Below are 21,126 nucleotides of genomic sequence, written 5' to 3' on the forward strand. Positions count from 1 at the left end.
AGGAGCAAAATGCCCTGTTTTATGGGAATCGATGTTGGAACTGGCAGCGTGCGTGCGGGCGTTTTCGATGAAGACGGCCGACTGCTTGGGACCGGAAATTCCGACGTCGAGGTCTACCGGGACGGCGCTGATTTTGTCGAACAATCGTCTTCACAGATTTGGGCAGCAGTCGGCGACGCCTCGCGCACTGCGATTGCAGCCGCCGGAATTGCTCCGCGCGAAATTGACGGCGTCGGGTTCGACGCGACGTGTTCTCTTGTTGTTCTGGACAGCTCTGGTGAGCCGCTGCCAGTTGGATCAAGCGAGGACCAAGAGCGCGACATCATCGTGTGGATGGATCACCGCGCCGTTGCCGAGGCGGAAGACATCAACGCTACAAATCACGATGTCCTTTCCTATGTCGGCGGCACCATCTCGCCAGAAATGCAGACCCCCAAACTTCTCTGGTTAAAGCGCCATCGGCCTAAGACCTTTGCACAGGCGGGGCATTTCTTGGATTTAACCGACTTCCTGACGTGGAAGGCGACCGGATCGCTCGCGCGGTCATCCTGTACGGTCACATGCAAGTGGACCTATGTCGCGGGCACGGGCGGGTGGAACGACGGGTATTTTCGGCAGATTGATCTCGGAGAGTTGGTTGATGAGCAGTATCGTCGTGTCGGTACGGAGATTGTTGAGCCGGGGACACGACTCGCACAAGGCGTGACGGAGGAGGCAGCCGAGGTGCTTGGTCTCCGACCGGGCACAGCCGTTGGTGCGGGGCTCATCGATGCTCACGCTGGAGGTGTTGGTACGGTCGGGGCCACAGGCCTCGGACCGGTGACCGAGAATATGGCCTACGTTTTTGGTACGTCCTCTTGCACCATGACTACAACGTCCAAGGCGGTGTTCGTTCCTGGCGTCTGGGGGCCATACCACTCGGCGATGATCCCCGGCATGTGGTTGAACGAAGGCGGCCAGTCCGCTGCAGGGGCGGCCATCGACAGGTTGATTGGCATGCACCCCGCTGCAGTTGATGCGGCGAAGGTGGCGGTTCAAGACGGAAAGTCTCTGCCGGACTGGTTGATGGACAGGGCATTGATGCAAGTCGGGTCTGCCAGCGATTTGGTCGACCTTGCCGATGGTCTACATGTCGTTCCGGAGTTCCTTGGAAATCGCGCACCGCATGCGGATCCCCGCACACGAGCAGTCATCGCGGGTCTAGACATGGACACTTCACTCGACAGTCTGGTCGCGCTTTATGTTGCCGGGCTTTGCGGGCTCGGTTACGGATTGCGCCAAATCATCGAAACGCAAGCCCGCGAAGGTGCACCCATTTCGAATGTTATAGTCTCTGGCGGTGCGGGGCGGAACGACGCTGTGCGACAAATGCTTGCGGACTCGGTAGGTATTGCGGTTGCCGGCCCGGACTCCGAAGAACCGGTTCTACTCGGTGCCGCAATGCTTGGCGCCTGTGCCTCCGGTTGTTACAGCGACCTAGCCATGAGTATGGACGCAATGTCTAGCGTTGCAAAAAGATACGCACCGGTCGCCGGTCCGACAGTTGGAAAACACAAACAGCGTTTTGCCCTTTTCGTACGATTTCAGGAACTCGCTCGGCAGGTAGCCGTTATGTAAGCCTTGAGCTTTGCGGCGTGAAATTCGGCAGTTTGTTCGCCAATTGATGTTTTACTTGCTTCGACGTCGTTCACACAGCGAATGTCCGCGTTGCGGGCGCAGCAGCAGCATTTGAGAGAAATGCTAGCGTCCGCTTTGGGCCGTTACGCGAAGTGCTTTGCACCGGCCACGCAAACCACGACGAAAACCGTTACCCCGATCATCGAAGGCGCGATTGGTTCCGCTAGTAAGGCCGCTGCAAGGATCAAGCCAAAAAACGGCTGAAGCAGTTGTAGCTGCCCAACACCTGCTGTGCCCCCGCGAGCCAGACCGCGATACCAAAACACAAATCCAACCAGCATCGAAAAAATGGAGACGTATCCCAAGCTGAGCCAGACAGGCATGCTCAAATCAGCAATTGTGTCAGGCCATGTGAAGATTGCGAGAATGGCCATGAATGGTGATGACAAGACAAGCGCCCAAGAAATCACCTGCCAGCCACCCAATCGACGCGAGAGCAGCGCCCCTTCGGCGTAACCCAATCCGCAGGCGAGGATGGCCGCCAACATTAACAGGTCTCCGATCAGGGACACTTCCGAACTTTGCGTGAGGGCAAAACCAACGACGGCCGCACTCCCCAAGACGGAAAACACCCAGAACATTCCGGCCGGTCGTTCGCCGCCGCGCAACGCGCCAAATGCGGCGGTGCTCAAGGGCAAAAGCCCGATGAAGACGATCGAATGCGCAGCCGTGATGTGCTGAAGGGCTAAGGCTGTTATCAGAGGAAAGCCGATCACGACGCCCAAGGCCACCGTTATGAGGGATCCAAGATCCGACCGCGACGGTTTCAGCTCTTTGAATAAGACCAGCAAACACAGTGCCAGAGCTGTCGCCAGCACGGCACGAGCTGAGGTCAAAAAAAGGGGGTCAAATCCACTTACGGCCACTCGTGTCGCGGGCAAAGACCCACTGAAGATCAGCACACCGATCAATCCACTGCCCCAACCCGAAAATGAAGACGTCATCGCCACACAATCCTTTTTGGATTTTGTAGTGGAAGCGTTGTGGTAAATGCAGATACAGAACAGTACAATTCGTTCGAACTGTATTTATAGATGAACCCAAACAGATTGATAGTACCATGGCCAAAGCGACCCGTCGCACCCTCGTGATAGACTATATCACACGCAGGATACGGTCTCGTACATATAGCGCAGGCACCAAGCTGCCGTCTGTCCGGTTGCTTGCACGTAGATTGGGTGTCTCGCCCTCGACCGTTGTTGAGGCCTACGACATCTTGGCCGCTGAGGGCGTTATCTTTGCCCGACGTGGTTCTGGTTTCTTTGTTTCCGACCGCGTTCAGCCCTTTGTCGTGTCGCAAACCGGGCCACAGCTTGAGCGAGAGATTGATCCACTTTGGGTCGCTCGGCAATCCATTGATGCAGAAGACAGCATGGAGAAGCCCGGATGCGGGTGGATGCCGTCAGACTGGATGCCACTGGAGTCACTGCGTCGGGCCATGCGCAATGTGGCACGGGGCAACAGCAATGTGTTGACCGATTACAGCAATGCAAAGGGGCATGCGGGCCTGCGCCAACACGTAGCACGCATGTTGGGCGATCAAAACATAGACGTCGACCCAAACACCGTTTTGCTTACAAATTCTGGGTCACAAGCGCTGGATTTGATCTGCAGATTGCTGCTCAAGCCGGGTGATACAGTTCTGGTGGACGATCCGTGCTATTTCAATTTTCAAGCCCTCTTGCGTGCGCATCAGGTTGCACTTGTTAGTGTACCCTACACGCCCAATGGTCCCGATCTCACGATGTTCGAAAGCGTCCTACGCAAAGAGCGTCCCCGGCTCTATCTGACCAACTCGGCATTGCACAATCCAACTGGCGCGACGCTCTCAGCAGCGACCGCGCATCGAGTGTTGTCTCTCGCCGAGGCCCATGATCTGCTTATCGTGGAAGACGCTATCTTTGCTGAGTTCGAGCCGGACCTGTCTCCGCGTCTAGCCGCGTTGGATGGGCTGGACCGTGTTCTTACGATTGGCAGCTTCTCAAAGACGCTTTCGGCGTCGCTACGATGTGGATACATAGCTGCCAGGCCTAGCTGGATTGCAGCCCTGACCGACCTTCAGGTCGCAATCAGCTTTGGTGGGCCGAGCCCGATGGTATCAGAATTGCTGCACGCAGCCCTCACCGACGGGAGCTACCGTAAACATATGGACGCGCTGAGGGCCAAACTGGATCGCGCCCGCGCGCGTTCTATCGATGAGTTGGGCACCCTGGACATCACGCCCTTCGTGAATCCCAAGGGCGGATTTTACCTATGGTGTGAGCTGCCAGACGGAAGGGAGGCGGCCATGCTGGCACGGGAAGCTCTCAAACATGGCGTTGTGCTTGCCCCGGGAAATGTCTTCAGCCCGACCCAGTCCAAGAACTCGTTTATGCGCTTCAACGTGAGCCAGATGACGGGAGTGGCGCATAAGAAACTGCTTCTTGAGCTGATGAGTGCGACCAGGCCTCAATGACTGCTTTGCAGAAGCCGCATTGCAGCGTTGTTTCATAAAGCAAATGTCTTTAAAGGGCCGATGCGGTATGCCAATGGAGCGAGTGCCGCTCCGTGTGCCAAAGTACTTGAGCGAGGCCGTCATGTTGACATAACCTCAGCCTTTAACTGTCTTTGGCGCCTGTTCGCGTATCAGTGTCGGTTCAGCAAGTTGCCGCTGGTCGAAGGCTTGACCCGCGCGGACGTTGAGAACATCATCGCCTCGGTAAGAGAATTGAAACAAGACAACGGGATGAACTGAGCGGTGCTTTTGGACAGTCGCAGATGGATCGGGTTGCTTTTCGTCGCGGTCGGCGTGTTCACCGCCGCTCTGCTTTTGTCCGGTGGCGTCGCTGAGGCGCATGGAAAACATGAGCCTTCCGTGGTTTCTGTCGAGGTTCAAACGCACGCTGAACGTTCCGCGAAGGACCATCAGGGCCATTGTCACGGCGGAGCGTTCTGCAGCGGTCCTGCGATCGTCCAACTGTCAAACCTGAACGCGGATTTATTGGGATGCAGTGAACGGTATGGACTGCCACGCGCGACGAAGGGCATCCCGGTGGTTTCAAATTTCGACCCGCCGCCCCCAAAAGTCCTGATCTGACCCGTATCCGCACACACCGTCTGGTGTGAAGAGATAACTCAGATAGGAAAATCCAATGAAACCTAAGAAATTGTTGCTGGGCGCTGTGGTTGCGTCTGTTCTGGCCGTGGCAAGCCAGTCGGTGTTTGCCCATGGCGGAGCCACCGGCGTTGTAAAGGAACGCATGGATGGCATGGGCGTGATGAAAGAGGCGATGAAAGTGCTGACCCCGATGATGCGGGGGCAGGTCGATTATGACGCATCCGTTGTGCGCGAACGGTCTGAGGATATCAGTCACCATGCCGGCGAGGCGCTGACCAAATTGTTCCCCGAAGGCAGCCTTGATGCACCATCCGAGGCAAAGCCGGAGATCTGGCAGGACTGGGACGCGTTTTCAGCTCTGGCCGATCAGCTGCGTGTGACGGCGGACGGATTGGGGGAAGCTTCCGAAAACGGGTTAATGATGGTCGGTGAAACGTCTGCTGCAGGTGATATGATGGGCGGTCAGGGCGGCTCAATGATGGGCGGCACCATGATGGGGGCTGGCATGATGGGCAGCGCCGCAGACGGCGGCATGATTGATCTGTCGCAGATGCCAGCCGACGGGGTTTTCACCATGATGGGACAGGTCTGTTCGGCCTGCCATACCCGCTTTCGGATCGAGAAGTAGGCCTGCACGATGCGTATGTTCTATCGTCTGGGGCTGGCTGGCGTTGTTATCGCCGCAGTTAGCTTTGCAGGCCTGATGGCCTGGCCGATCGGCCGGCCTCTCGCGCCCATCACTCTGGAGGGGGATGTGGACCGCGGCGCCTATCTGGCCCGCGCCTCCGGCTGCATCGCGTGTCATACCGATTTCGCGAAAGGCGGAGCGTCACTGGCGGGCGGAGTGGCGTTGGAGACCCCGTTTGGCACGCTGTATTCGCCGAACCTCACCACCGACCCGGACCACGGGATCCGAGGTTGGACCCAGGCGCAGTTCGCCCGCGCCGTCCGCGAAGGAGTCTCGCCCGAGGGGCACGCCTATTACCCGGCCTTTCCCTATCCTTTCTATGCCAATTTCTCGGATCAGGAGATTGCCGATCTCTGGGCCGCCTTCCAAACCGTGCCACCGGTCGCCGAACCATCGCTCCCGCTCGAGATGGGTTTTCCGTTCAACCAGCGCTGGGGGCTGAAACTCTGGCGGGCCGCCTATCTGGAGCCTCCACGGACAGGACCGGTGGCGGGTAAGGACGAGATATGGAACCGGGGTCGCGAACTGGTTGAAGGGGCCGCCCACTGTGGCGCTTGCCATACGGGACGCAACTTCGCAGGCGCGCGCAAATCGGACACGGAGCACTTCAGGGGCAGCGATGCGCTGCCAGGCGATGAGAAAGCACCGGCCATCGATCACCTGACATTGGCTGACAAGGGATGGGACGTGGCCAGCCTGGCCTATGCCCTGCGCACCGGCATCACACCCGAAGGGGACGTCTTTGGCGGTTCCATGGGCGAGGTCGTGCTTTATGGAACAAGTTTCCTGACCGAAGCCGACCGGACGGCAATCGCGACCTATCTGATGGACGAACATGAAGGGGGATGAGGCAATGAAAACCGGAACAATCTTTGCATTTGTCCTGGCCGGGATTGTCGTCACCGGTGCTGCGGTCGCGTGGCTCGCGTCGTCAAGCACGCAGGCGGGTCCGCCGGTGCAGCCGAGAACGACCAATGTTGAGGAGGGCGCGGGGCTCTATGCCGAGTCCTGTGCGTCCTGCCATGGTGCCGATTTGGAAGGACAGCCCAATTGGCGTGCTCCAAATGAGGATGGCACCCTTCCTGCTCCGCCGCATGACGAGACCGGCCATACCTGGCATCACGGGGATGCGTTGCTGTTCGACTACACCAAACAGGGTGGCGAAGCAGCGCTGGAAGCCCGCGGAGTGTCCGGTTTTGCCAGCGGTATGCCTGGATTTGGCGACAGCCTGAGCGATCAGCAGATCTGGGACATCCTGGCCTATATCAAATCCACCTGGCCCGAGCGCATCCGCGACATGCAGGCGGTGCGCACCGAAAGCGAACTGATGCAGGGCGGCTCATGACGGCCCGCTTGACACATTTCATGACACTTGCCTGCGGTTTCGGTCACAAGACCCAACATCACACCGCAGGCGCGAAAACGGAAAGGAAATGACATGACCACGCCGACACTCGACCGCCGCCTCTTTCTGGCTGGCCTCGGTGCCTCCGGCATCGCTCTGGCCGCACCGGCCCAGGCAACCGCCAAGCCGCAGGTAGAGGTCCTCAAGGACCCAAACTGCGGGTGCTGTGGCGCCTGGATTGACATCATGCAACGCGATGGGTTCGAGATGGAGGTTCAGAACGCCTCCTGGGAGTCCCTGTCGCAATACAAGGCCACCAAGGGTGTCCCGGAGGAGTTGGCTTCCTGTCACACCGGCCTGGTCGAGGGCTACGTCATCGAGGGCCATGTGCCGCCAACCGATATCCGTCGTCTTCTGGCTGAACGCCCCGACGCGATCGGTCTGACCGTGCCAGGCATGCCCTACGGCTCACCCGGTATGGGTCCCGAGAGCGAACGCGAGGCCTATTCGGTCTTCCTGATTCGCAAGGATGGCACTACGGACGTGTTCAGTCACTACGCAGCGGCCTGATCGGCGGCCTCCAAACTAATGATATCACGGCAGGGGTTTTCGCCCCCTTTTGGGATTTCGGGGTGTCGGCAGTTATACCTGTTGTCGCTCAGTACTTTCTTGCGTTGGAATCTCCGGTGAAACTACGGCGTTTCACCGGGGAGATTTCGCCCAAAGAACTATCGTTGGTCTTGTGCAGTTTGCAGTTGAGAAAGCATAGGGCAGGAAACATTTCCGCTGTCGCAGTTTGCTGTGAGTTCATTCAGTGCGGCTTCCAGACGTCGAAGTTCGCTTATTTTGTCGCGCACGCTGGAAATATGGAGATCAGCCATTTCTTTTACGGTTTGGCAGTCTTCACCGCCGCCCTCGCACAAATCAAGGAGTGTCTTTGCATCTGCGAGCGCGAACCCCAAATCGCGGCACTTCCTCAGAAAGCGAAGCCTACTAACGTCATAAGCGGAGTAGAGGCGACGATTGTTGGGAGCCCGCTCGGGTTTTGGGACAATTCCTTCACGTTCGTAGTAGCGGATCGCTTCGATCCCAACGCCGCTTTGCCGGGAGGCCTCTCCAATCGCAATCATGTGAAGCTTTCCTTCTTGATCCTGTAGCGACTACAGAAGTTATACGGTTATGAGTCATAACTGCAACGCAAAGCACGGCGGCCATTGGAGGAACGGAGTGCAGAAATATCTTGGCCTCAGTTACATTGGATCGTTGATGGCCCTGGGTGTGGCGACCTGCTGTGTACTGCCTATGGCGATGATGTTGCTGGGGTTGGGCGGCAGTTGGCTGGCTGTTTTTGGTAAAATTGCAGCGGCGAGTTTCTACGTGCTGGCAGTATCGACGGCGCTGGTCGCAGTTTCGTGGCTGGTATCTCACCTCCGCGGGTCGATGGCGCGACTAAAGTGGTGGCTTGTCAGAAGTACCGCAATGACGGGCCTCGCATGGGTCATCGTACTCTACGAGGGTCAAATCAACGACTACCTAATTATGCAGATGTGACACAATGACAGAACAAACCGTGGTGCTGAAAAGTACATTGACTTGTCCGGAATGTGGGCACGTTGAAACTGAGAAAATGCCGACTGACGCTTGCCAGTGGTTCTACGAATGTAAGTCGTGCAAGACAGTATTGAAACCGCTCGAAGGCGACTGTTGCGTCTACTGCTCATATGCCACTGTGCCGTGCCCGCCCATTCAACTGGGCGACAGCTGTTGCGGATAGATTGAGCAGTTTTGGCAACTTCTGCCGCCTTTCGAATCCCGAAAATGCTACGCGACCCAGCAAGGCTTTGTTCGAGGATCTATTTGTCGGCATCCGGCTTGGATGAGGCGGATGAAGATCGCTTCCGATGGCCCTGGGCGTCGAGCGCACCTCCACTCGCCGGGCCGAGAAAGGGTTGAATCAACATCCGGTCGAGCCAGAGGTCGCGGCGCGTGCGAAACTGCTTGATGCCGATCATCATACCCTTGTGCCCTTTCGCAGGCTGCGCGACGTAAGTTCCCAACAGCCGGTCCCACCATGGCAGATTGAAGCCGAAGTTCGAGTTGGTCTGGCGTGGATCGACGGAGTGGTGCACGCGGTGCATATCCGGGGTGACGACGATCGATCTGAGGACACGATCGACCGGGCGGGGCAGATCAACGTTGGCGTGATTGAAAAGCGCCGTCGCGTTCAGGATGACCTCGAACAAGAGCACCGCGACAGCGGGAGGACCCAAGGCTGCAACGACCACCAGCTTGATCCCCATCGAGATGAGGATTTCTACCGGGTGGAATTGCAAGCCTGTGGTCGCGTCGAAATCAAGATCTGCGTGATGCATCCGATGCAACCGCCAAAGCCCCGGCACTGCGTGGAACATCAAATGCTGAAGATAGATCGCAAGATCGAGAAGCAGCATCGAGACCACGATGGCAACCCAAACCGGCGCATTTATGTTGTTGAAGAGCCCCCATCCGCGGTCCTCGGCCATCACCGCAAGACCAACCGCAAGGATCGGAAAAGTCAGCCGCAGGATCGCGGTGTCGAGCACAACGAGCGCAAGGTTATTTGTCCATCGCACAACGCGTGGTATTTCCCGTCGCCGCCGGGGTGCTGCAACTTCCCATAGCGCCATGACCGCCAGAATGCCCAGAAAGGCAACAAGGCGGATGGTCGGCTCAGCTGCGAGGATGGTGCCGGACATGGAGCGTGTCTTTCTCGACTACTGGTCGCCGTTGAGATGTTACAAATTCTCGGTGACGATTGCACCATGCAGGTTGCGGTACTCAGTCGGGGATTGCTCGTGTTTCTCGCGAAACGCACGATTGAACGGCCCAACGGACGCGAAACCGACATCGTAGGCGATTGACAGAACAGATGTGTCTGCCCGCGCAGGATCAGACAGGATCTCACAGGCTGCCTCGATCCGATGCTCATTGACGAATTGCGCGAAATTGCGATACCCGAGCCCGCGGTTGATGGCACGCCTGACCCGGTGCTCCGGGGCATCCACCGCCGCCGCGAGCGCCGAAACCGTCAGACCTTCCTGCCGCCAGATACCTTGCGCCATCGCCGCATGAACCCTTTGCAGCACCGCAGTATCCGCGCTTGAAAGGGGCGCGGCATTGCCCGTTTTGGGTGCCTGGCGAAGGGGCCAGAGATCGGGCGCGATCCGGGTCGCCCAACACATGAACAGGATCGTCAAAACCAGAAACCCCGACGCATGGAGCGGATACATCACGGGTGGTAGATCTGCATCGAGCTGCAACAATTCGACCACCGAGATGCCGAGACCAGCAAGGGCCATGAACGCCACGAACCACCTTCGAAACCGGCGGCGGGTCTCGACCAGATCGCCTGCGGCGGTAGAAAGCGCGATGTAGAGCAATCCCGCATAAAGCAAGACGACGAAGATACCCCGAAGGACAGACAAAACCGGCAAAACCGGCGCGAGCCAAGCTGCAGCGGCCACCAGTATGGCCACCACGCCATGCCAAGGCCGGTATACCGGTCGATCCAAAAATATCTCGACCCCGGCCCAGATCGTCAGAAGCGGCACCACACCGGCGATCATGACTAGTATGTTACGTAGCCAGGTTCCGGAGAGTCCAAGGTTCGGCGATGACACAAGCAAGTAGGCGCCAAGTCCAAGACAGAGGGCTGGCACCGACAAGCCTCTGGGCAAGGCCGCGCGATTAGCCAGGAAGATCAGCGCGCAAATCACCAGCGACGTCACCGCGCCGCCCCTCAACAAAAGGTCCAATCTGACCGCCACGTCCTGCATGGAACAAGCGAAGCCCAGACCGGTGAGGCCGTCAACCGCGTTCGATGCGCCGATTTCGAAAAAAACGCGCCAATTCCGGGAAAGGCCAACCGGTTTCCAAAGATGGCGAGAGCAATTCGCGAGTTGGTCCAAAACTCTCGGTCAGAATTACCGACTGGAGACCATCATGGAAGATCAATGCATTTACAGTCACCTCGCTGGGATATTCTCGGGTGTGCTCGCCACGGACTTCCTGCGCTACGCGATTGGCGCTGGCGGCATCTATCTGATCGTGAACATGGCGCTTGCCGCGCGCCTTCGGGCGCGCAAAATCCGGACCGACTCACCGCCGGGTGCGCAGATCGTTCGTGAAATCCTCGCGAGCCTGCGGACGGTTCTGGTCTTTGCCCTCAACGGCACGCTGATCGTTCTGGGGGCCGAGGCGGGATTTGTCCCGATCTATACCCAGATTCAAACATATGGCTGGATCTATCTGGTGTTCAGCACAGCGGTTTTGATAGTGGCCCACGATGCATGGTTCTACTGGTCTCACCGACTGCTGCACCGCCCGCTGCTCTTCCGCCGCTTTCACCGGCTGCACCACCGGTCACACAACCCGACGCCCTTCACCTCTTACAGCTTCGACCTGGGCGAAGCGGTCGCGAACGCGATATACCTACCGCTGATCCTGCTTGTCCTGCCGGTCCATCCGGTGGCGATCCTGATCTTTGTCACGCATATGATGCTGCGGAACGCGATCGGACATTCGGGGTATGAGCTTTTCCCGGCCAACCGGAACGGCCTACCGCTGTTCGACTGGATGACAACCGTCACCCATCACGATCTGCACCACGCGCATGCCGGCTACAACCTTGGTCTCTACTTCACGTGGTGGGACCGACTGATGGAGACGGAACATCCAGACTATTACGAAGCCTTTCAAAAAGTCACCACTCCCATCCCGTCGTTGCCTGTCCGTACGCCGCGGTGCAATTCCGAAACCCCTAAATAGACATCCAAGCATGAGGGAAAAAGATGACAAAACCGGAGTTCTTAGCCCGCCAGAGCCGCCGACCGACAGGACTGCTGGGTGCACTCGTCGCGCGGATCATGGCGCGAGAGACGCGCCCCGAAAACGACCGTGCCCTGCAGCTCCTCGACCTCTCATACGGCGACAGCCTGATCGACATTGGCTGCGGCCACGGCGAAACCCTGTTTGCGGCAGACAGAATGGTACGCCTTTCGAACAGCGCCGGTGTGGATTTCTCCGAGGTGATGCTGAGGCGCGCACGGGCCAGAAACCGAGAAGCTGTCTGGGACACCCGTATGACATTTCACTGCGCGGACACGTTTGAGCTGCCCTTTCCGGACAACCGTTTCGACAAGGCGCTGTCGGTGCACACGATCTATTTCTGGCCGGACTCGGCGGCCCATATCGCCGAGACGTTTCGCGTGCTGCGACCGGGCGGAGCGCTCGTACTTTGCTACCGATCAACGGCCGACGAAAGAGCTGTTAACGGCTTCCCCGACACCGTCTACCGTTTCCCGAAAATCCAGCAAGTTGAGAAGGTGCTTTCCCGCGTCGGGTATCGTCCGCCCGAAACGCTTACCGAGACCATCGCCGGGCGTTTGACGCATTGGAGCATGGCGGTGAAGCCCTAACGGATGGACAGCAATGCAGGCTAAAGCTCTTTGGTCATTGAATGGAACGACCATTCTGTCCCGCGCTTATTGAGCAGCAACAGTGGTATCTTTTGCGCGTGCAGCGAATGACCGGAATGCGGGCTGCATCCGCAGAAATCAAACGTCGTGCTCAACGTCGGCTCTGGGCCGCTTGAGTTTGTTGTATCAGGCATCCGTCATATGCTGAACCAGCGAGGTCAGTTTTTTGTCGCCATGACCGTCATCCCAGGCCGCCTTTGTGCGGTCATGTATCAACTGAATAAAATCAGCCGGAGCATCTAGAGACAGGTAGGTCTTCAGCGCATCCTCCTGCGCCAAAGCGTAGACTTTCAACGACGCTTCGGCGTTGTCGTAATCTTCGGTCGGAACAGTTCTGGCAAAAAGATCATAATAATCATTGACCAATTTGATCGTGACAGGGAGTTGGTCGGCATATAACTGCATCGGGATGCCCGCTTTCTGGCAAACAAGTGCACCATAGACCATTCCGAACATAAACCCCTGCCGAACCGTGAAGAGGCTGGCAAAGAGCGCGGCAAGTGCCTCTGGTTTCTCTCCAACATGGCTGGACTTTCCACCCAATTCTCTGATGATGCTGCCATAACGGTCCCAGGTTCCGGCACTGCCCACCGTGAGGATTGTGGTTTCGTCACCGCCAATACCGGAAGGGTAGGCATTGATCATGCCCAGCATGTAGTCAGCTCCCTGTCTCTCCAGGATGCCGACCAGTCTATCGGCATCCGAGGTATCGCCCGTGCTCATGTCGCAGATGGTCTTATCCTTTAGCGAAACACTCAGCCCGTTGACCAGTTCAACAGTTTCCTTGTGGCTCTTGATACAGATGATAACAAAGTCGGACACGGCAACGGCGTCCTCCGGCGAGGCGCAGGTCTTTGCACCAGCCTTAGCCAGTGCCTCGGCCTTTTCTGACGTGCGGTTCCAAATGCTGACTTCGTGGTCTGCCTTGAGCAGGCAACGCGCCAGTGCTGAGCCCATATTGCCCAGTCCCAAAACAGCAAGTTTCATGATGTTGGTCTCCTGTGTCCGCCAATAAATTCTTGCACCAACATGCGCCGGCATCGGAGGATCACATAGTTGTAAATTTTTCTATATTGTTAGATGATCTTACTTATGGATTGGCGCACGCTTCCCTCTTTGACATCTCTTAGAGCCTTCGCCGCCGCTGCCGAGCATCGAAATCTGACCCGGGCGGCAGAGGCACTGAACGTGACCCATTCCGCAGTCAGCCAGCAAATCCGCTGGCTCGAACAACATCTCGACACTCGGCTTATCACTCGTACCCGACATGGCATTTCTCTGACATCGCAAGGCGAATTCCTGTCAGCTGGCCTGCTTGAAGCCTTCGCTGAAATGGCCTCCGTGACTGAGAGCGTGTCGAGTGCAGAGGCGGTTCGACCGTTGGTGGTTAGCGCGACACCGATGTTTTCAAGCGCGTTCCTCATGCCGCGTCTATCGACGTTTATTGACGAATTTCCCAATATCGAATTGAGGATCGATTCAACGATCCAGGCTGTCGACCTCAAGCCGGGCGGAATTGATATGGCCATCCGATACGGAACAGGTCACTGGCAAGGGCTTGTCTCGCAGATGCTGCTGCCAGGCTGTCTGACGGTTGTTGCGTCCCGCGAGCTAATCGGAAACCGGGTGTTCACGAATCCTGCAGAATTGCTTGATTTCACGCTTCTTCAGGAACAAGCGTCAGTCGAGTTTGACCTGTGGTTAGAAAAGGTCGGAATCCCGCCCGAAGCGGATCGGAGAGTGGTCCGCATGCCGGGCAACATGCTGCTGGATGGCATCCGCCGAGGTGACGGTATCGGAGCGACGGTACCAGCCTTTATCTCCGACGAGTTGAAGTCAGGACAACTCGTGGCGCTGTTTGATGATCCAATACCGCAGATCGGCTATTACCTCGTCACGCTGCCCGGTCCGGTTCGGCCAGCGGCAAAGCTGTTCATGCAGTGGCTTTCAAAGTCCATAACTGAATACGAGAGAAGTCTTTTCCGATGGACGCCCGCTCATTTGCTTTAGGTGGTAAATGGCACCGGCTAGAGTTAAATGAATCTGATCTTGCAAGATAACGACCCGATAGTGCTACGCTATGAATGAAGGTCCGTTCTTGGGATACCGCACCGCCGCGCCAATGGCTGCGGTGAATGTCTCCTGCGGACCGTCCCACGAAGTCGCGCTGCTGTACTGGCGACCAAGATGAATACCTCTTAGCTGAGCGCTCAATTTCTCTTTGAAGGCTTGCGGAAAGGCCTTGCTTCTCCGCCCTTACTGTTTCTGCTTTTTGAACGCGGCGCTTTTGAGTCTTTGGTGTCGGCCTTGTAACGCGCCTTTTGTGCTTTCAGAGACTTGGAAGTGTCAGAAGCGAGCTTATCTTGTTTTTGTCGCTTCTTATCCCCTGGGGCGGGCTGTGGTTTTGCCTTTCCGTGCTCGCGCGTCGGCCGCGCTTGCCGGGCAGAGTCCCGTTTAGTCTTGTCTTCGTTTGCTTGTCTGTTCGACGTGCGTGCCGCGGATTTTCCTTTGCTCTTCGGGCGCTCGGATGCAGCCCGGACATCTTGGTCGGAACGTTCGGAGCCACGCGCAGCTTTCGACGGTTTGCCTGAATCAACCCCTCGGGATTTGGCGGGCTCGTCCGATGAATGTGGTGCCGCTGGCGGTCCCTTGGGCGAGGCATCGAAATCTGGTTTGCCTGCCAGTTCAGTCAGCGTCGCACCTTGTTCTATGGTGAGATCAGCGCCCAGTTCTTGTTTCATTGCGGGCACAGCATCATTGGCGATCTCGACAAAGGTCTCTTGATACTGAACGCGGATTGCGCCGATGGCGTCTTTGGACAAACCCGCGTTGCGGCACAGCATTGGCAGCAACCAACGCGGCTCCGCCCGCTGTTTGCGCCCTAATGAAAGTGAGAACCAGGTGCTTGGCCCAAACGCCGCCCGCCGATCAGTGTTGCGTTTTCCAGACTCTGGTGCCGTTCCCAGGATCTCCGGTGCTGAGTGGCGTTCTCGGTAGAGGCGCATATAGGCTGCAGCGATCTGCTCGGGAGTTCTTCCGCTGAGCAACCGTTCAGCGAAAGCCGCTTCCTCAGCACTTGGCGGCTCATCCAGGGCGGGATTGGAAATGATGCGTTCCTCTTCCCGTGTGAACACTTCATCGGCTGAGGGCGGGGCGCCCCATTCGGCCTCCAGCTTGGCGGTTTTCAGCAATCGTTGTGCCTTTGAACGTTGCCGAACTGGCACGATCAGAATTGATGTTCCCTTGCGCCCGGCACGGCCTGTCCGACCAGAGCGATGCAGCAAAGTTTCCGCATTTGAGGGCAGATCCGCATGGATCACCAACTCCAACCCCGGAAGATCAATGCCGCGGGCGGCCACGTCTGTCGCAACGCAAACCTTCGCGCGCCCGTCGCGCAGGGCTTGCATCGCGTTGGTGCGCTCTGCCTGACTGAGTTCCCCTGACAGTGAGACGACAGAAAATCCCCGATTGGAGAGTTTCGCGGTCAGACGCGCAACCATGGACCGGGTATTGGCGAACACAATCGTGGTTTGAACGTCGTGATAGCACAGCAAATTGATGATCGCTTTTTCAATATCCGACGGGGCCACGTTCAAGGCGCTATAGGTAATGTCCGAATGCTGTGCGTCCGCGCTTCCAACCTTGATCCGCTGCGCACCCTCTTTCTGGTAAGTCTGGGCAAGCTTGGCAATGCCTCGTGGAACAGTGGCCGAGAACATCAGGGTGCGCCGGTTCTCGGGCGTTTGATCAAGGATGTATTCAAGGTCTTCGGCGAACCCCATGTCCAACATTTCGTCGGCTTCGTCCAGAACGACGGTTTGTAGATCGCTCAGGTCGATGACCCCGCGTGTGATATGATCGCGCAGCCGCCCAGGCGTGGCGACCACAACATGTGCACCGCGCTCAAGCGCCCTGCGCTCTGTGCGCGCATCCAAACCACCTACTGCCGACGCAGTGACGATCCCGGCCTCAGCAAACAGCCAGTCGAACTCCCGCCGCACTTGCAGGGCCAGTTCGCGCGTGGGTGCGATGACCACGGCCAAAGGCGCCGCTGGTCGGTCGAAACGGCCGTGCTTGTCGAGAAGTTCTTCCGCCATTGCCAGCCCGAAACCCACGGTCTTGCCAGAACCGGTTTGTGCAGAGACAAGCAGATCCTTTCCTGCCAGCGCTTCATCTGACACAGCCTCTTGTACAGGCGTCAAGTTGCTATAGCCTTTTTGGGACAGCGTTGCGGACAGGGTTTTCGGGAGGGCAGAGAAATCTTGCATAGGTCACCAAATGCCGGGAAAGACCTGGCGATAGTGGTATTTGGTTCAGATGTATAGCCCGTATCGCGCGCCCGAAAGAAAATGTGTCAATCTCAGGAAGCCGGCTTTCGCACCGTTCAAATAGTGGCCGCTGCGTTTCAATCTTTGTAAGCTTGGTCGGCAAAAGTTCGTGTTGCAGCGAAGGTCCGGTCTCGCGTAGCTGCTACGCAGCGTTGGGCAGCACCGGCGAGGTCGGCATTGGGCCGTCCTAGGAAAGGCAACAGCTACAAGCAATGGGCATAGAAGCCCGGACAAGCATCCGTTTATTTACACGTCCTAAGCGGGAAAATCCAAACACCAACCTTAAAAACACCCCGTTGAGCACTAGACCATTGGCCGCAGGTGTCCCATCTTTCGTCGAGATACCTACCTTCATGCCTGCCGAGTTGCCCCTGGATTATGATCTTTGTACCGCTGCCTTTCGTTGTCACGCTGTTATTGGGGCTGCTTTTCACGCGCTTGGCCTGGCAAGATGGAGAGCGACCAAATAACCCGGCGTTTTTGCTTTTGATTGCGTGTGCGGCGCTTCAGTCCTTGCTGATCGGTTTGCGATTTGGATACGGGATCGAGTGGGTCAGGTTTATTTCACCACCGATCGCGAGTGTGATGGCACCTTTGGTGTACATCGGATCTTTGCAACTGGTTGGTTCAAGCCACGTTGCTAAGCGCTATTCAATCTTGCCGCATGGTTTTCCCCTGGTCACGGTCTTGTTGTCCATGTTGTTCTGGCCCGCTGCGCTGGATGTGGTCCTTATCGCAACGTTTCTTATCTACGCGGCCCTGATCCTGTTCTTGCTGCGGTCTGGGGCGGATGCGCTCAAAGTAACGGCATTGGACGCAGTGGGCTCAGTTCATCGCGCTCTGGTTTTTGCAGCGCTTGTATTGATCTTCTCCGCGGCGATCGACACGTTGATCACAATTGACATTGCGACCACGGGCGCGCGCCATCTGCCGCAACTAGTGTCCATCGGTAATGTCGCAACCTTGCTGTTTCTATCTTTGGCCGCTGCAGTCGCAAGCCGCGGTCGGACGGCGGAGGAGAGTGAGAGAGCAGGCCCGATGACCGCGATGCACTCCGTCTCAAGCGCCGCAGAAAATTCTGCGATCCTGGCAAAAGTAGAAAGGTTGATGAAGGACACGCAGATTTATCGGGATGCGGATCTTAATCTCGCCCAACTCGCGCGCAGAGCAGTTATACCGTCCAGGCAAATTTCGGCGGCGATCAACCAGACGACGGGGAAAAACGTCTCGCAATATGTTAACGATTTTCGCATTGGCGAGGCTTGTGAGCAGTTGCAAAACAGCACGCGGCCAGTCACCGAAATCATGTTTGGCGTTGGTTTCGAGACGAAATCCAATTTCAACCGAGAATTTCGGCGTGTCACAGGTATGACGCCTCTGGAATGGCGCAAAGCCAAGGGATCAAGGCCAGATCGGGCATCCTGATACTGAACACAACTGACTAAATCGCGATTTCGAACGTCCTAAATCATGTTCAAGGTCGCGTAATTGCGGTTTGCGACTGACCTTGGTGACATGAAAACAGTCACCGATCATAACAAAAAACTAGCCGAGACACTGAAAGAGCTTTCAGCCTATCCGGCGCCCAAAACAGCCGCTTTGGGCGAGCGGCCTCGGTCTTACAGCACAGTGTTGGCGGCACTGAGCTCTTTATTGCTGCTGGCGGTCGGCACAGTTTTTGTCCTTCGGTCTGAAAACCTGCCCCTTGATGTCGCCTCCTCCAATACGATGTCCGCCGGTGCACCATCAATATCAAACCAACAATACTCCAGCCCGGAACCACCCGTTTCGGCAACAGTACCCACTGCCCGGGAAATCACCGGATCTGGCTATGTCATCGCGCCGCAAAGGGCTGTTGTTTACGCCGAGCAGGGTGGGCTAATCGCTGACATTCTCGTTGCGCCCGGAGACAGGGTCGCCAAGGGCCAACCCCTTTTTTTGATCCAGGACAGGCAGGTCATTTTTGCTCTGGAAAACGCAAAGCTAGCGCTTGACGCGGCGAGGCTGTCGCTCACTGCCGCGCGCATTTCCGAGGCGCAGGCTGACGCGACACTGCAAAGGCGGGATGAACTAACCCGAAGGGGCGCTATTGCCAGCAATCAGTTAGAAGAAGCACAGACCGCCGCGCGCATAGCAGCCAACAGAGTCGAATATTCAAAGGCCGAGGTCGCGACCACTGATCTTGCTGTCCGAATTGCACAAGACCGTGTCGCCGATCTGACCGTTCGTGCACCGATCTCTGGGACGGTGATGCAGATTTCTGCGCATGTTGGCGACGCTGTGCTCGACCGGCTCGATGCGATCCATGACGGAAGCGGTCTGATTACAATCGCCGATCTGGATAACTTAGTGATCGATGCCGATGTGACTGAAAAAGCAGTCAATTTATTGGGCAAGGATGTTCTCGGGGAGGCGGTTCTGGACGCTTCTCCCGATCATCCCTTTCCCTTCGTACTGCAACGCGTCGCGCCTGAGGTAAATGCCGCCAATGGTACCGTCGGACTACGCCTCAAACCTATCGATCCGCCCTCTGGGTTACGGCCGGGCATGGCCGCACGCATCAGGATCGATCTTCCTCCATCACCTTTGCATGTTCACGCACAATCGGGAGCTAACCCTTAATGACGATCTCCGAAACCGACGATCCCTTCATTGCTTTAAGCGGTGTCAGCAAGACCTACCGAACCGGAGGCACAAGCGTAGCAATTTTCGACAATCTCGATCTTTCTATCCAAAAGGGTGAATTTGTCGCCGTGATGGGGCCATCGGGGTCAGGAAAATCCACTCTTCTCAATCTGCTTGCCGGCATTGACGCGCCGGAGTCCGGCAACATCAGGATTGCAGGCCAGAGTCTGGATCATATGGGTGAGACTGCCCGGTCTGCATGGCGCGCGCATAATCTTGGGATTATATTCCAGTTCTACAACCTGCTGCCGATGTTGACCGCAGAGGAAAACATAGAGCTTCCCCTGCTGTTGAAACCGATCTCGGCGCCTGACCGGCGCGAGCGGGTTGCAAAAATTCTTGACCTTGTCGGTCTTGGCGGACGTGGTCGGCAAAACCCTGCACGAATGTCCGGCGGGCAGCAGCAGCGCGTCGGCATTGCCCGTGCGATTGTGTCTGATCCTGCGTTGCTGCTGTGTGATGAGCCAACCGGCGACCTCGACCGCGAATCCGCTGATGAGATTCTGACCATGCTTACGTATCTGAACCGGGAGCTTGGCAAGACCATTGTCATGGTGACTCATGATCCTGAAGCCGCCGAGGCGGCTGACCGGACTCTGCATCTCGATAAGGGTATTTTTGTCGAACGCGTGCAGGTGATGGCATGACTTTTCTGGGCCTCTCCCGCAAAAGCGCGATGCGCAAACCGTTTAGGTGCGTTTTGCTGATTGTGTCTGTTGTCACAGCCTTCTTCATCTACGGGCTGACAACCAGTTTCATCGCTGGGTCACAGGGTACCGCCGCAGCCAGTGATGACTTGCTCGGGGTGATGAACGCGGCCGGTCGCAGTCAGCCGTTGCCAATGGCTTATCTGCCGCGCATTGCAGCGCTGCCAGGTGTTGCTGAGATTAGTCCGGTCACACGCCTGCGCGGCAGCGTCGGTGACGCGCGCAACGTCGTAGCGGTCAGCGCCGGAGAACCGGACAAGCTGCTGGCTGTCAACGGGGCAGAACTAGGGCTGACCCCTCCCATGATAGAAGCTCTCGGCTCAGAGCGGGACAAGGTTCTTGTGGGCCGCGCCCTTGCCGAGGCGCAGGGGTGGACAATCGGCGACCGGATGACAGTTTCGGCCTTTCATACCAAAAGAAACGATGGAAGCCGGGATTGGACGTTTGAGATTGCCGAAATTTTCGATGGAAAAAACGCCAGCACAGACACATACTTCATTCTTGCCCAGTACCGCTATATCAACGAAGGCCGCGCGCGAGGCAAAGATACTGTTTCTACCTTCGCGCTGCGTCCGGCTCCGGGCGTCGCGCCGCAACACCTGGCACCGCGCATTGACGGGCTTTTCACCAATTCAGCAGCCCCCACGCGCACCTTGTCAGAGAAACAGTTTCTCAGTGCTTTCCTGAGTCAATATGCCGACGTGAAACACGTCGTCACATTGGTCGTTGGCGTGTCGTTAGTGACCCTGTTGATGATCGTTATTAATACGATGGTCTTCGCCTTGCGCGAGCGGCGTTTCGAGATCGGCGTGCTGAAGACCCTCGGGTTTTCCCGTTGGCGCATCCTGCTGATGGTTCTGTCCGAGGCCCTTTTCGTTTTCATACTGGGCGGTGCCATTGGCATCGGGCTGGCAAAACTGACCAGCCTCGCCCTGCCGCCCGCTCTGGGGTTGGTTTTCGGCCAGAACGTTGTGCTGCGCGCAATTGCGCTGGTTTTTCTTCTTGGCCTAGCCCCCGGGGCACTTCCAGCGCTGGCCGCTATGCGAACGCCGATCCTTTCAGCATTCAGAACGAGGTGACCTT

General features: G+C 57.2%; 22 protein-coding genes. 15 read left to right on the forward strand and 7 right to left on the reverse strand.

Features of this window, described 5'->3' with window-relative positions:
• Positions 1-9: 9 nt before the first annotated feature.
• Complete coding sequence (locus tag ACXAC3_RS07470) at positions 10-1,617, forward strand: FGGY-family carbohydrate kinase (protein ID WP_475158253.1); 1,608 nt, start codon at positions 10-12, stop codon at positions 1,615-1,617.
• A gap of 143 nt (positions 1,618-1,760) precedes the next feature.
• Here the strand turns inward: ACXAC3_RS07470 and ACXAC3_RS07475 are convergent, their stop codons facing one another.
• Entirely contained in the window at positions 1,761-2,621 is an 861-nt protein-coding gene (locus tag ACXAC3_RS07475; RefSeq protein WP_475158255.1) for a DMT family transporter, read from the reverse strand.
• A gap of 116 nt (positions 2,622-2,737) precedes the next feature.
• Here ACXAC3_RS07475 and ACXAC3_RS07480 point away from each other — a divergent pair, with 116 nt between their 5' ends.
• Entirely contained in the window at positions 2,738-4,132 is a 1,395-nt protein-coding gene (locus ACXAC3_RS07480) for an aminotransferase-like domain-containing protein (RefSeq protein WP_475158257.1), read from the forward strand.
• A 135-nt stretch (positions 4,133-4,267) separates the two neighbouring features.
• Here ACXAC3_RS07480 and ACXAC3_RS07485 read toward each other — a convergent pair whose 3' ends face one another.
• Positions 4,268-4,591: a hypothetical protein gene (locus ACXAC3_RS07485; protein ID WP_475158262.1), complete on the reverse strand. Its 324-nt coding sequence runs from the start codon at positions 4,589-4,591 to the stop codon at positions 4,268-4,270.
• A gap of 217 nt (positions 4,592-4,808) precedes the next feature.
• Here ACXAC3_RS07485 and ACXAC3_RS07490 point away from each other — a divergent pair, with 217 nt between their 5' ends.
• The 4 genes from ACXAC3_RS07490 to ACXAC3_RS07505 are packed head-to-tail and all read left to right on the forward strand — an operon-like array spanning position 4,809 to position 7,377.
• Positions 4,809-5,402, forward strand: a complete 594-nt coding sequence (locus ACXAC3_RS07490; RefSeq protein WP_475158265.1) for a c-type cytochrome — start codon at positions 4,809-4,811, stop codon at positions 5,400-5,402.
• Between the two features lie 9 nt (positions 5,403-5,411).
• On the forward strand, positions 5,412-6,311 hold the full coding sequence (locus ACXAC3_RS07495) for a c-type cytochrome (protein WP_475158267.1): 900 nt from the start codon (positions 5,412-5,414) through the stop codon (positions 6,309-6,311).
• Positions 6,312-6,315: 4 nt separating this feature from the next.
• Entirely contained in the window at positions 6,316-6,807 is a 492-nt protein-coding gene (locus ACXAC3_RS07500; RefSeq protein WP_475158270.1) for a c-type cytochrome, read from the forward strand.
• Positions 6,808-6,834: 27 nt separating this feature from the next.
• The gene (locus ACXAC3_RS07505) at positions 6,835-7,377 is read left to right on the forward strand and encodes a DUF411 domain-containing protein (RefSeq protein ID WP_475158274.1); all 543 of its coding nucleotides are present in this window, start codon (positions 6,835-6,837) and stop codon (positions 7,375-7,377) included.
• Positions 7,378-7,535: 158 nt separating this feature from the next.
• Here ACXAC3_RS07505 and ACXAC3_RS07510 read toward each other — a convergent pair whose 3' ends face one another.
• A complete protein-coding gene (locus ACXAC3_RS07510; protein WP_475158277.1) occupies positions 7,536-7,937 on the reverse strand; it encodes a MerR family transcriptional regulator in 402 nt (133 codons plus the stop codon).
• A 97-nt stretch (positions 7,938-8,034) separates the two neighbouring features.
• Between ACXAC3_RS07510 and ACXAC3_RS07515 the strand changes: the two genes are divergently transcribed.
• Positions 8,035-8,358 (forward strand): hypothetical protein, encoded by a 324-nt coding sequence (locus ACXAC3_RS07515; protein WP_475158281.1) that lies wholly within the window; start codon positions 8,035-8,037, stop codon positions 8,356-8,358.
• Between the two features lie 4 nt (positions 8,359-8,362).
• Complete coding sequence (locus ACXAC3_RS07520; RefSeq protein ID WP_475158283.1) at positions 8,363-8,581, forward strand: GDCCVxC domain-containing (seleno)protein; 219 nt, start codon at positions 8,363-8,365, stop codon at positions 8,579-8,581.
• Positions 8,582-8,660: 79 nt separating this feature from the next.
• On the opposite strand, the gene ACXAC3_RS07525 is transcribed toward ACXAC3_RS07520, so the two are convergent.
• Positions 8,661-9,542 carry a sterol desaturase family protein gene (locus ACXAC3_RS07525; RefSeq protein WP_475158285.1) on the reverse strand — a complete coding sequence of 294 codons (882 nt, stop codon included), beginning with the start codon at positions 9,540-9,542 and terminating at the stop codon, positions 8,661-8,663.
• Between the two features lie 39 nt (positions 9,543-9,581).
• Positions 9,582-10,574: a helix-turn-helix domain-containing protein gene (locus ACXAC3_RS07530; RefSeq protein WP_475158288.1), complete on the reverse strand. Its 993-nt coding sequence runs from the start codon at positions 10,572-10,574 to the stop codon at positions 9,582-9,584.
• Positions 10,575-10,788: 214 nt separating this feature from the next.
• Between ACXAC3_RS07530 and ACXAC3_RS07535 the strand changes: the two genes are divergently transcribed.
• Together ACXAC3_RS07535 and ACXAC3_RS07540 are read left to right on the forward strand one after the other, a co-directional pair.
• Positions 10,789-11,613 carry a sterol desaturase family protein gene (locus ACXAC3_RS07535; RefSeq protein ID WP_475158291.1) on the forward strand — a complete coding sequence of 275 codons (825 nt, stop codon included), beginning with the start codon at positions 10,789-10,791 and terminating at the stop codon, positions 11,611-11,613.
• A 23-nt stretch (positions 11,614-11,636) separates the two neighbouring features.
• Positions 11,637-12,263, forward strand: coding sequence for a class I SAM-dependent methyltransferase (locus tag ACXAC3_RS07540; RefSeq protein WP_475158293.1), 627 nt, complete (start codon positions 11,637-11,639; stop codon positions 12,261-12,263).
• Positions 12,264-12,449: 186 nt separating this feature from the next.
• On the opposite strand, the gene ACXAC3_RS07545 is transcribed toward ACXAC3_RS07540, so the two are convergent.
• Positions 12,450-13,364, reverse strand: a complete 915-nt coding sequence (locus ACXAC3_RS07545) for an NAD(P)-dependent oxidoreductase (protein WP_475158295.1) — start codon at positions 13,362-13,364, stop codon at positions 12,450-12,452.
• Between the two features lie 51 nt (positions 13,365-13,415).
• Between ACXAC3_RS07545 and ACXAC3_RS07550 the strand changes: the two genes are divergently transcribed.
• The gene (locus ACXAC3_RS07550) at positions 13,416-14,333 is read left to right on the forward strand and encodes a LysR substrate-binding domain-containing protein (protein WP_475158296.1); all 918 of its coding nucleotides are present in this window, start codon (positions 13,416-13,418) and stop codon (positions 14,331-14,333) included.
• A gap of 200 nt (positions 14,334-14,533) precedes the next feature.
• On the opposite strand, the gene ACXAC3_RS07555 is transcribed toward ACXAC3_RS07550, so the two are convergent.
• Positions 14,534-16,591, reverse strand: a complete 2,058-nt coding sequence (locus ACXAC3_RS07555; protein WP_475158298.1) for a DEAD/DEAH box helicase — start codon at positions 16,589-16,591, stop codon at positions 14,534-14,536.
• A 438-nt stretch (positions 16,592-17,029) separates the two neighbouring features.
• Between ACXAC3_RS07555 and ACXAC3_RS07560 the strand changes: the two genes are divergently transcribed.
• The 4 genes from ACXAC3_RS07560 (at position 17,030) to ACXAC3_RS07575 (ending at position 21,122) form a co-directional block, all read left to right on the forward strand.
• A complete protein-coding gene (locus ACXAC3_RS07560) occupies positions 17,030-18,076 on the forward strand; it encodes a helix-turn-helix domain-containing protein (RefSeq protein WP_475158300.1) in 1,047 nt (348 codons plus the stop codon).
• A gap of 90 nt (positions 18,077-18,166) precedes the next feature.
• Positions 18,167-19,273 (forward strand): efflux RND transporter periplasmic adaptor subunit, encoded by a 1,107-nt coding sequence (locus ACXAC3_RS07565; RefSeq protein WP_475158301.1) that lies wholly within the window; start codon positions 18,167-18,169, stop codon positions 19,271-19,273.
• Complete coding sequence (locus tag ACXAC3_RS07570; RefSeq protein WP_475158303.1) at positions 19,273-19,983, forward strand: ABC transporter ATP-binding protein; 711 nt, start codon at positions 19,273-19,275, stop codon at positions 19,981-19,983. Before ACXAC3_RS07565 ends, ACXAC3_RS07570 begins: the two co-directional genes overlap by 1 nt.
• On the forward strand, positions 19,980-21,122 hold the full coding sequence (locus tag ACXAC3_RS07575; RefSeq protein WP_475158305.1) for an ABC transporter permease: 1,143 nt from the start codon (positions 19,980-19,982) through the stop codon (positions 21,120-21,122). Before ACXAC3_RS07570 ends, ACXAC3_RS07575 begins: the two co-directional genes overlap by 4 nt.
• The last annotated feature ends 4 nt before the right edge of the window (positions 21,123-21,126 follow it).

The sequence above is a fragment of the Ruegeria sp. ABV4_181 genome, from assembly GCF_056158465.1.

What these genes read in the sequence shown, in the direction of transcription:
- ACXAC3_RS07470 (WP_475158253.1), top strand. Translation starts at nt 10, where the DNA reads ATGCCCTGTTTTATGGGAATCGATGTTGGAACTGGCAGCGTGCGTGCG.
- ACXAC3_RS07475 (WP_475158255.1), bottom strand. Translation starts at nt 2,621, where the DNA reads ATGACGTCTTCATTTTCGGGTTGGGGCAGTGGATTGATCGGTGTGCTG.
- ACXAC3_RS07480 (WP_475158257.1), top strand. Translation starts at nt 2,738, where the DNA reads ATGGCCAAAGCGACCCGTCGCACCCTCGTGATAGACTATATCACACGC.
- ACXAC3_RS07485 (WP_475158262.1), bottom strand. Translation starts at nt 4,591, where the DNA reads ATGGCCCTGATGGTCCTTCGCGGAACGTTCAGCGTGCGTTTGAACCTC.
- ACXAC3_RS07490 (WP_475158265.1), top strand. Translation starts at nt 4,809, where the DNA reads ATGAAACCTAAGAAATTGTTGCTGGGCGCTGTGGTTGCGTCTGTTCTG.
- ACXAC3_RS07495 (WP_475158267.1), top strand. Translation starts at nt 5,412, where the DNA reads ATGCGTATGTTCTATCGTCTGGGGCTGGCTGGCGTTGTTATCGCCGCA.
- ACXAC3_RS07500 (WP_475158270.1), top strand. Translation starts at nt 6,316, where the DNA reads ATGAAAACCGGAACAATCTTTGCATTTGTCCTGGCCGGGATTGTCGTC.
- ACXAC3_RS07510 (WP_475158277.1), bottom strand. Translation starts at nt 7,937, where the DNA reads ATGATTGCGATTGGAGAGGCCTCCCGGCAAAGCGGCGTTGGGATCGAA.
- ACXAC3_RS07520 (WP_475158283.1), top strand. Translation starts at nt 8,363, where the DNA reads ATGACAGAACAAACCGTGGTGCTGAAAAGTACATTGACTTGTCCGGAA.
- ACXAC3_RS07525 (WP_475158285.1), bottom strand. Translation starts at nt 9,542, where the DNA reads ATGTCCGGCACCATCCTCGCAGCTGAGCCGACCATCCGCCTTGTTGCC.
- ACXAC3_RS07535 (WP_475158291.1), top strand. Translation starts at nt 10,789, where the DNA reads ATGGAAGATCAATGCATTTACAGTCACCTCGCTGGGATATTCTCGGGT.
- ACXAC3_RS07540 (WP_475158293.1), top strand. Translation starts at nt 11,637, where the DNA reads ATGACAAAACCGGAGTTCTTAGCCCGCCAGAGCCGCCGACCGACAGGA.
- ACXAC3_RS07545 (WP_475158295.1), bottom strand. Translation starts at nt 13,364, where the DNA reads ATGCCGGCGCATGTTGGTGCAAGAATTTATTGGCGGACACAGGAGACC.
- ACXAC3_RS07550 (WP_475158296.1), top strand. Translation starts at nt 13,416, where the DNA reads ATGGATTGGCGCACGCTTCCCTCTTTGACATCTCTTAGAGCCTTCGCC.
- ACXAC3_RS07555 (WP_475158298.1), bottom strand. Translation starts at nt 16,591, where the DNA reads ATGCAAGATTTCTCTGCCCTCCCGAAAACCCTGTCCGCAACGCTGTCC.
- ACXAC3_RS07560 (WP_475158300.1), top strand. Translation starts at nt 17,030, where the DNA reads ATGATCTTTGTACCGCTGCCTTTCGTTGTCACGCTGTTATTGGGGCTG.
- ACXAC3_RS07565 (WP_475158301.1), top strand. Translation starts at nt 18,167, where the DNA reads ATGAAAACAGTCACCGATCATAACAAAAAACTAGCCGAGACACTGAAA.
- ACXAC3_RS07570 (WP_475158303.1), top strand. Translation starts at nt 19,273, where the DNA reads ATGACGATCTCCGAAACCGACGATCCCTTCATTGCTTTAAGCGGTGTC.
- ACXAC3_RS07575 (WP_475158305.1), top strand. Translation starts at nt 19,980, where the DNA reads ATGACTTTTCTGGGCCTCTCCCGCAAAAGCGCGATGCGCAAACCGTTT.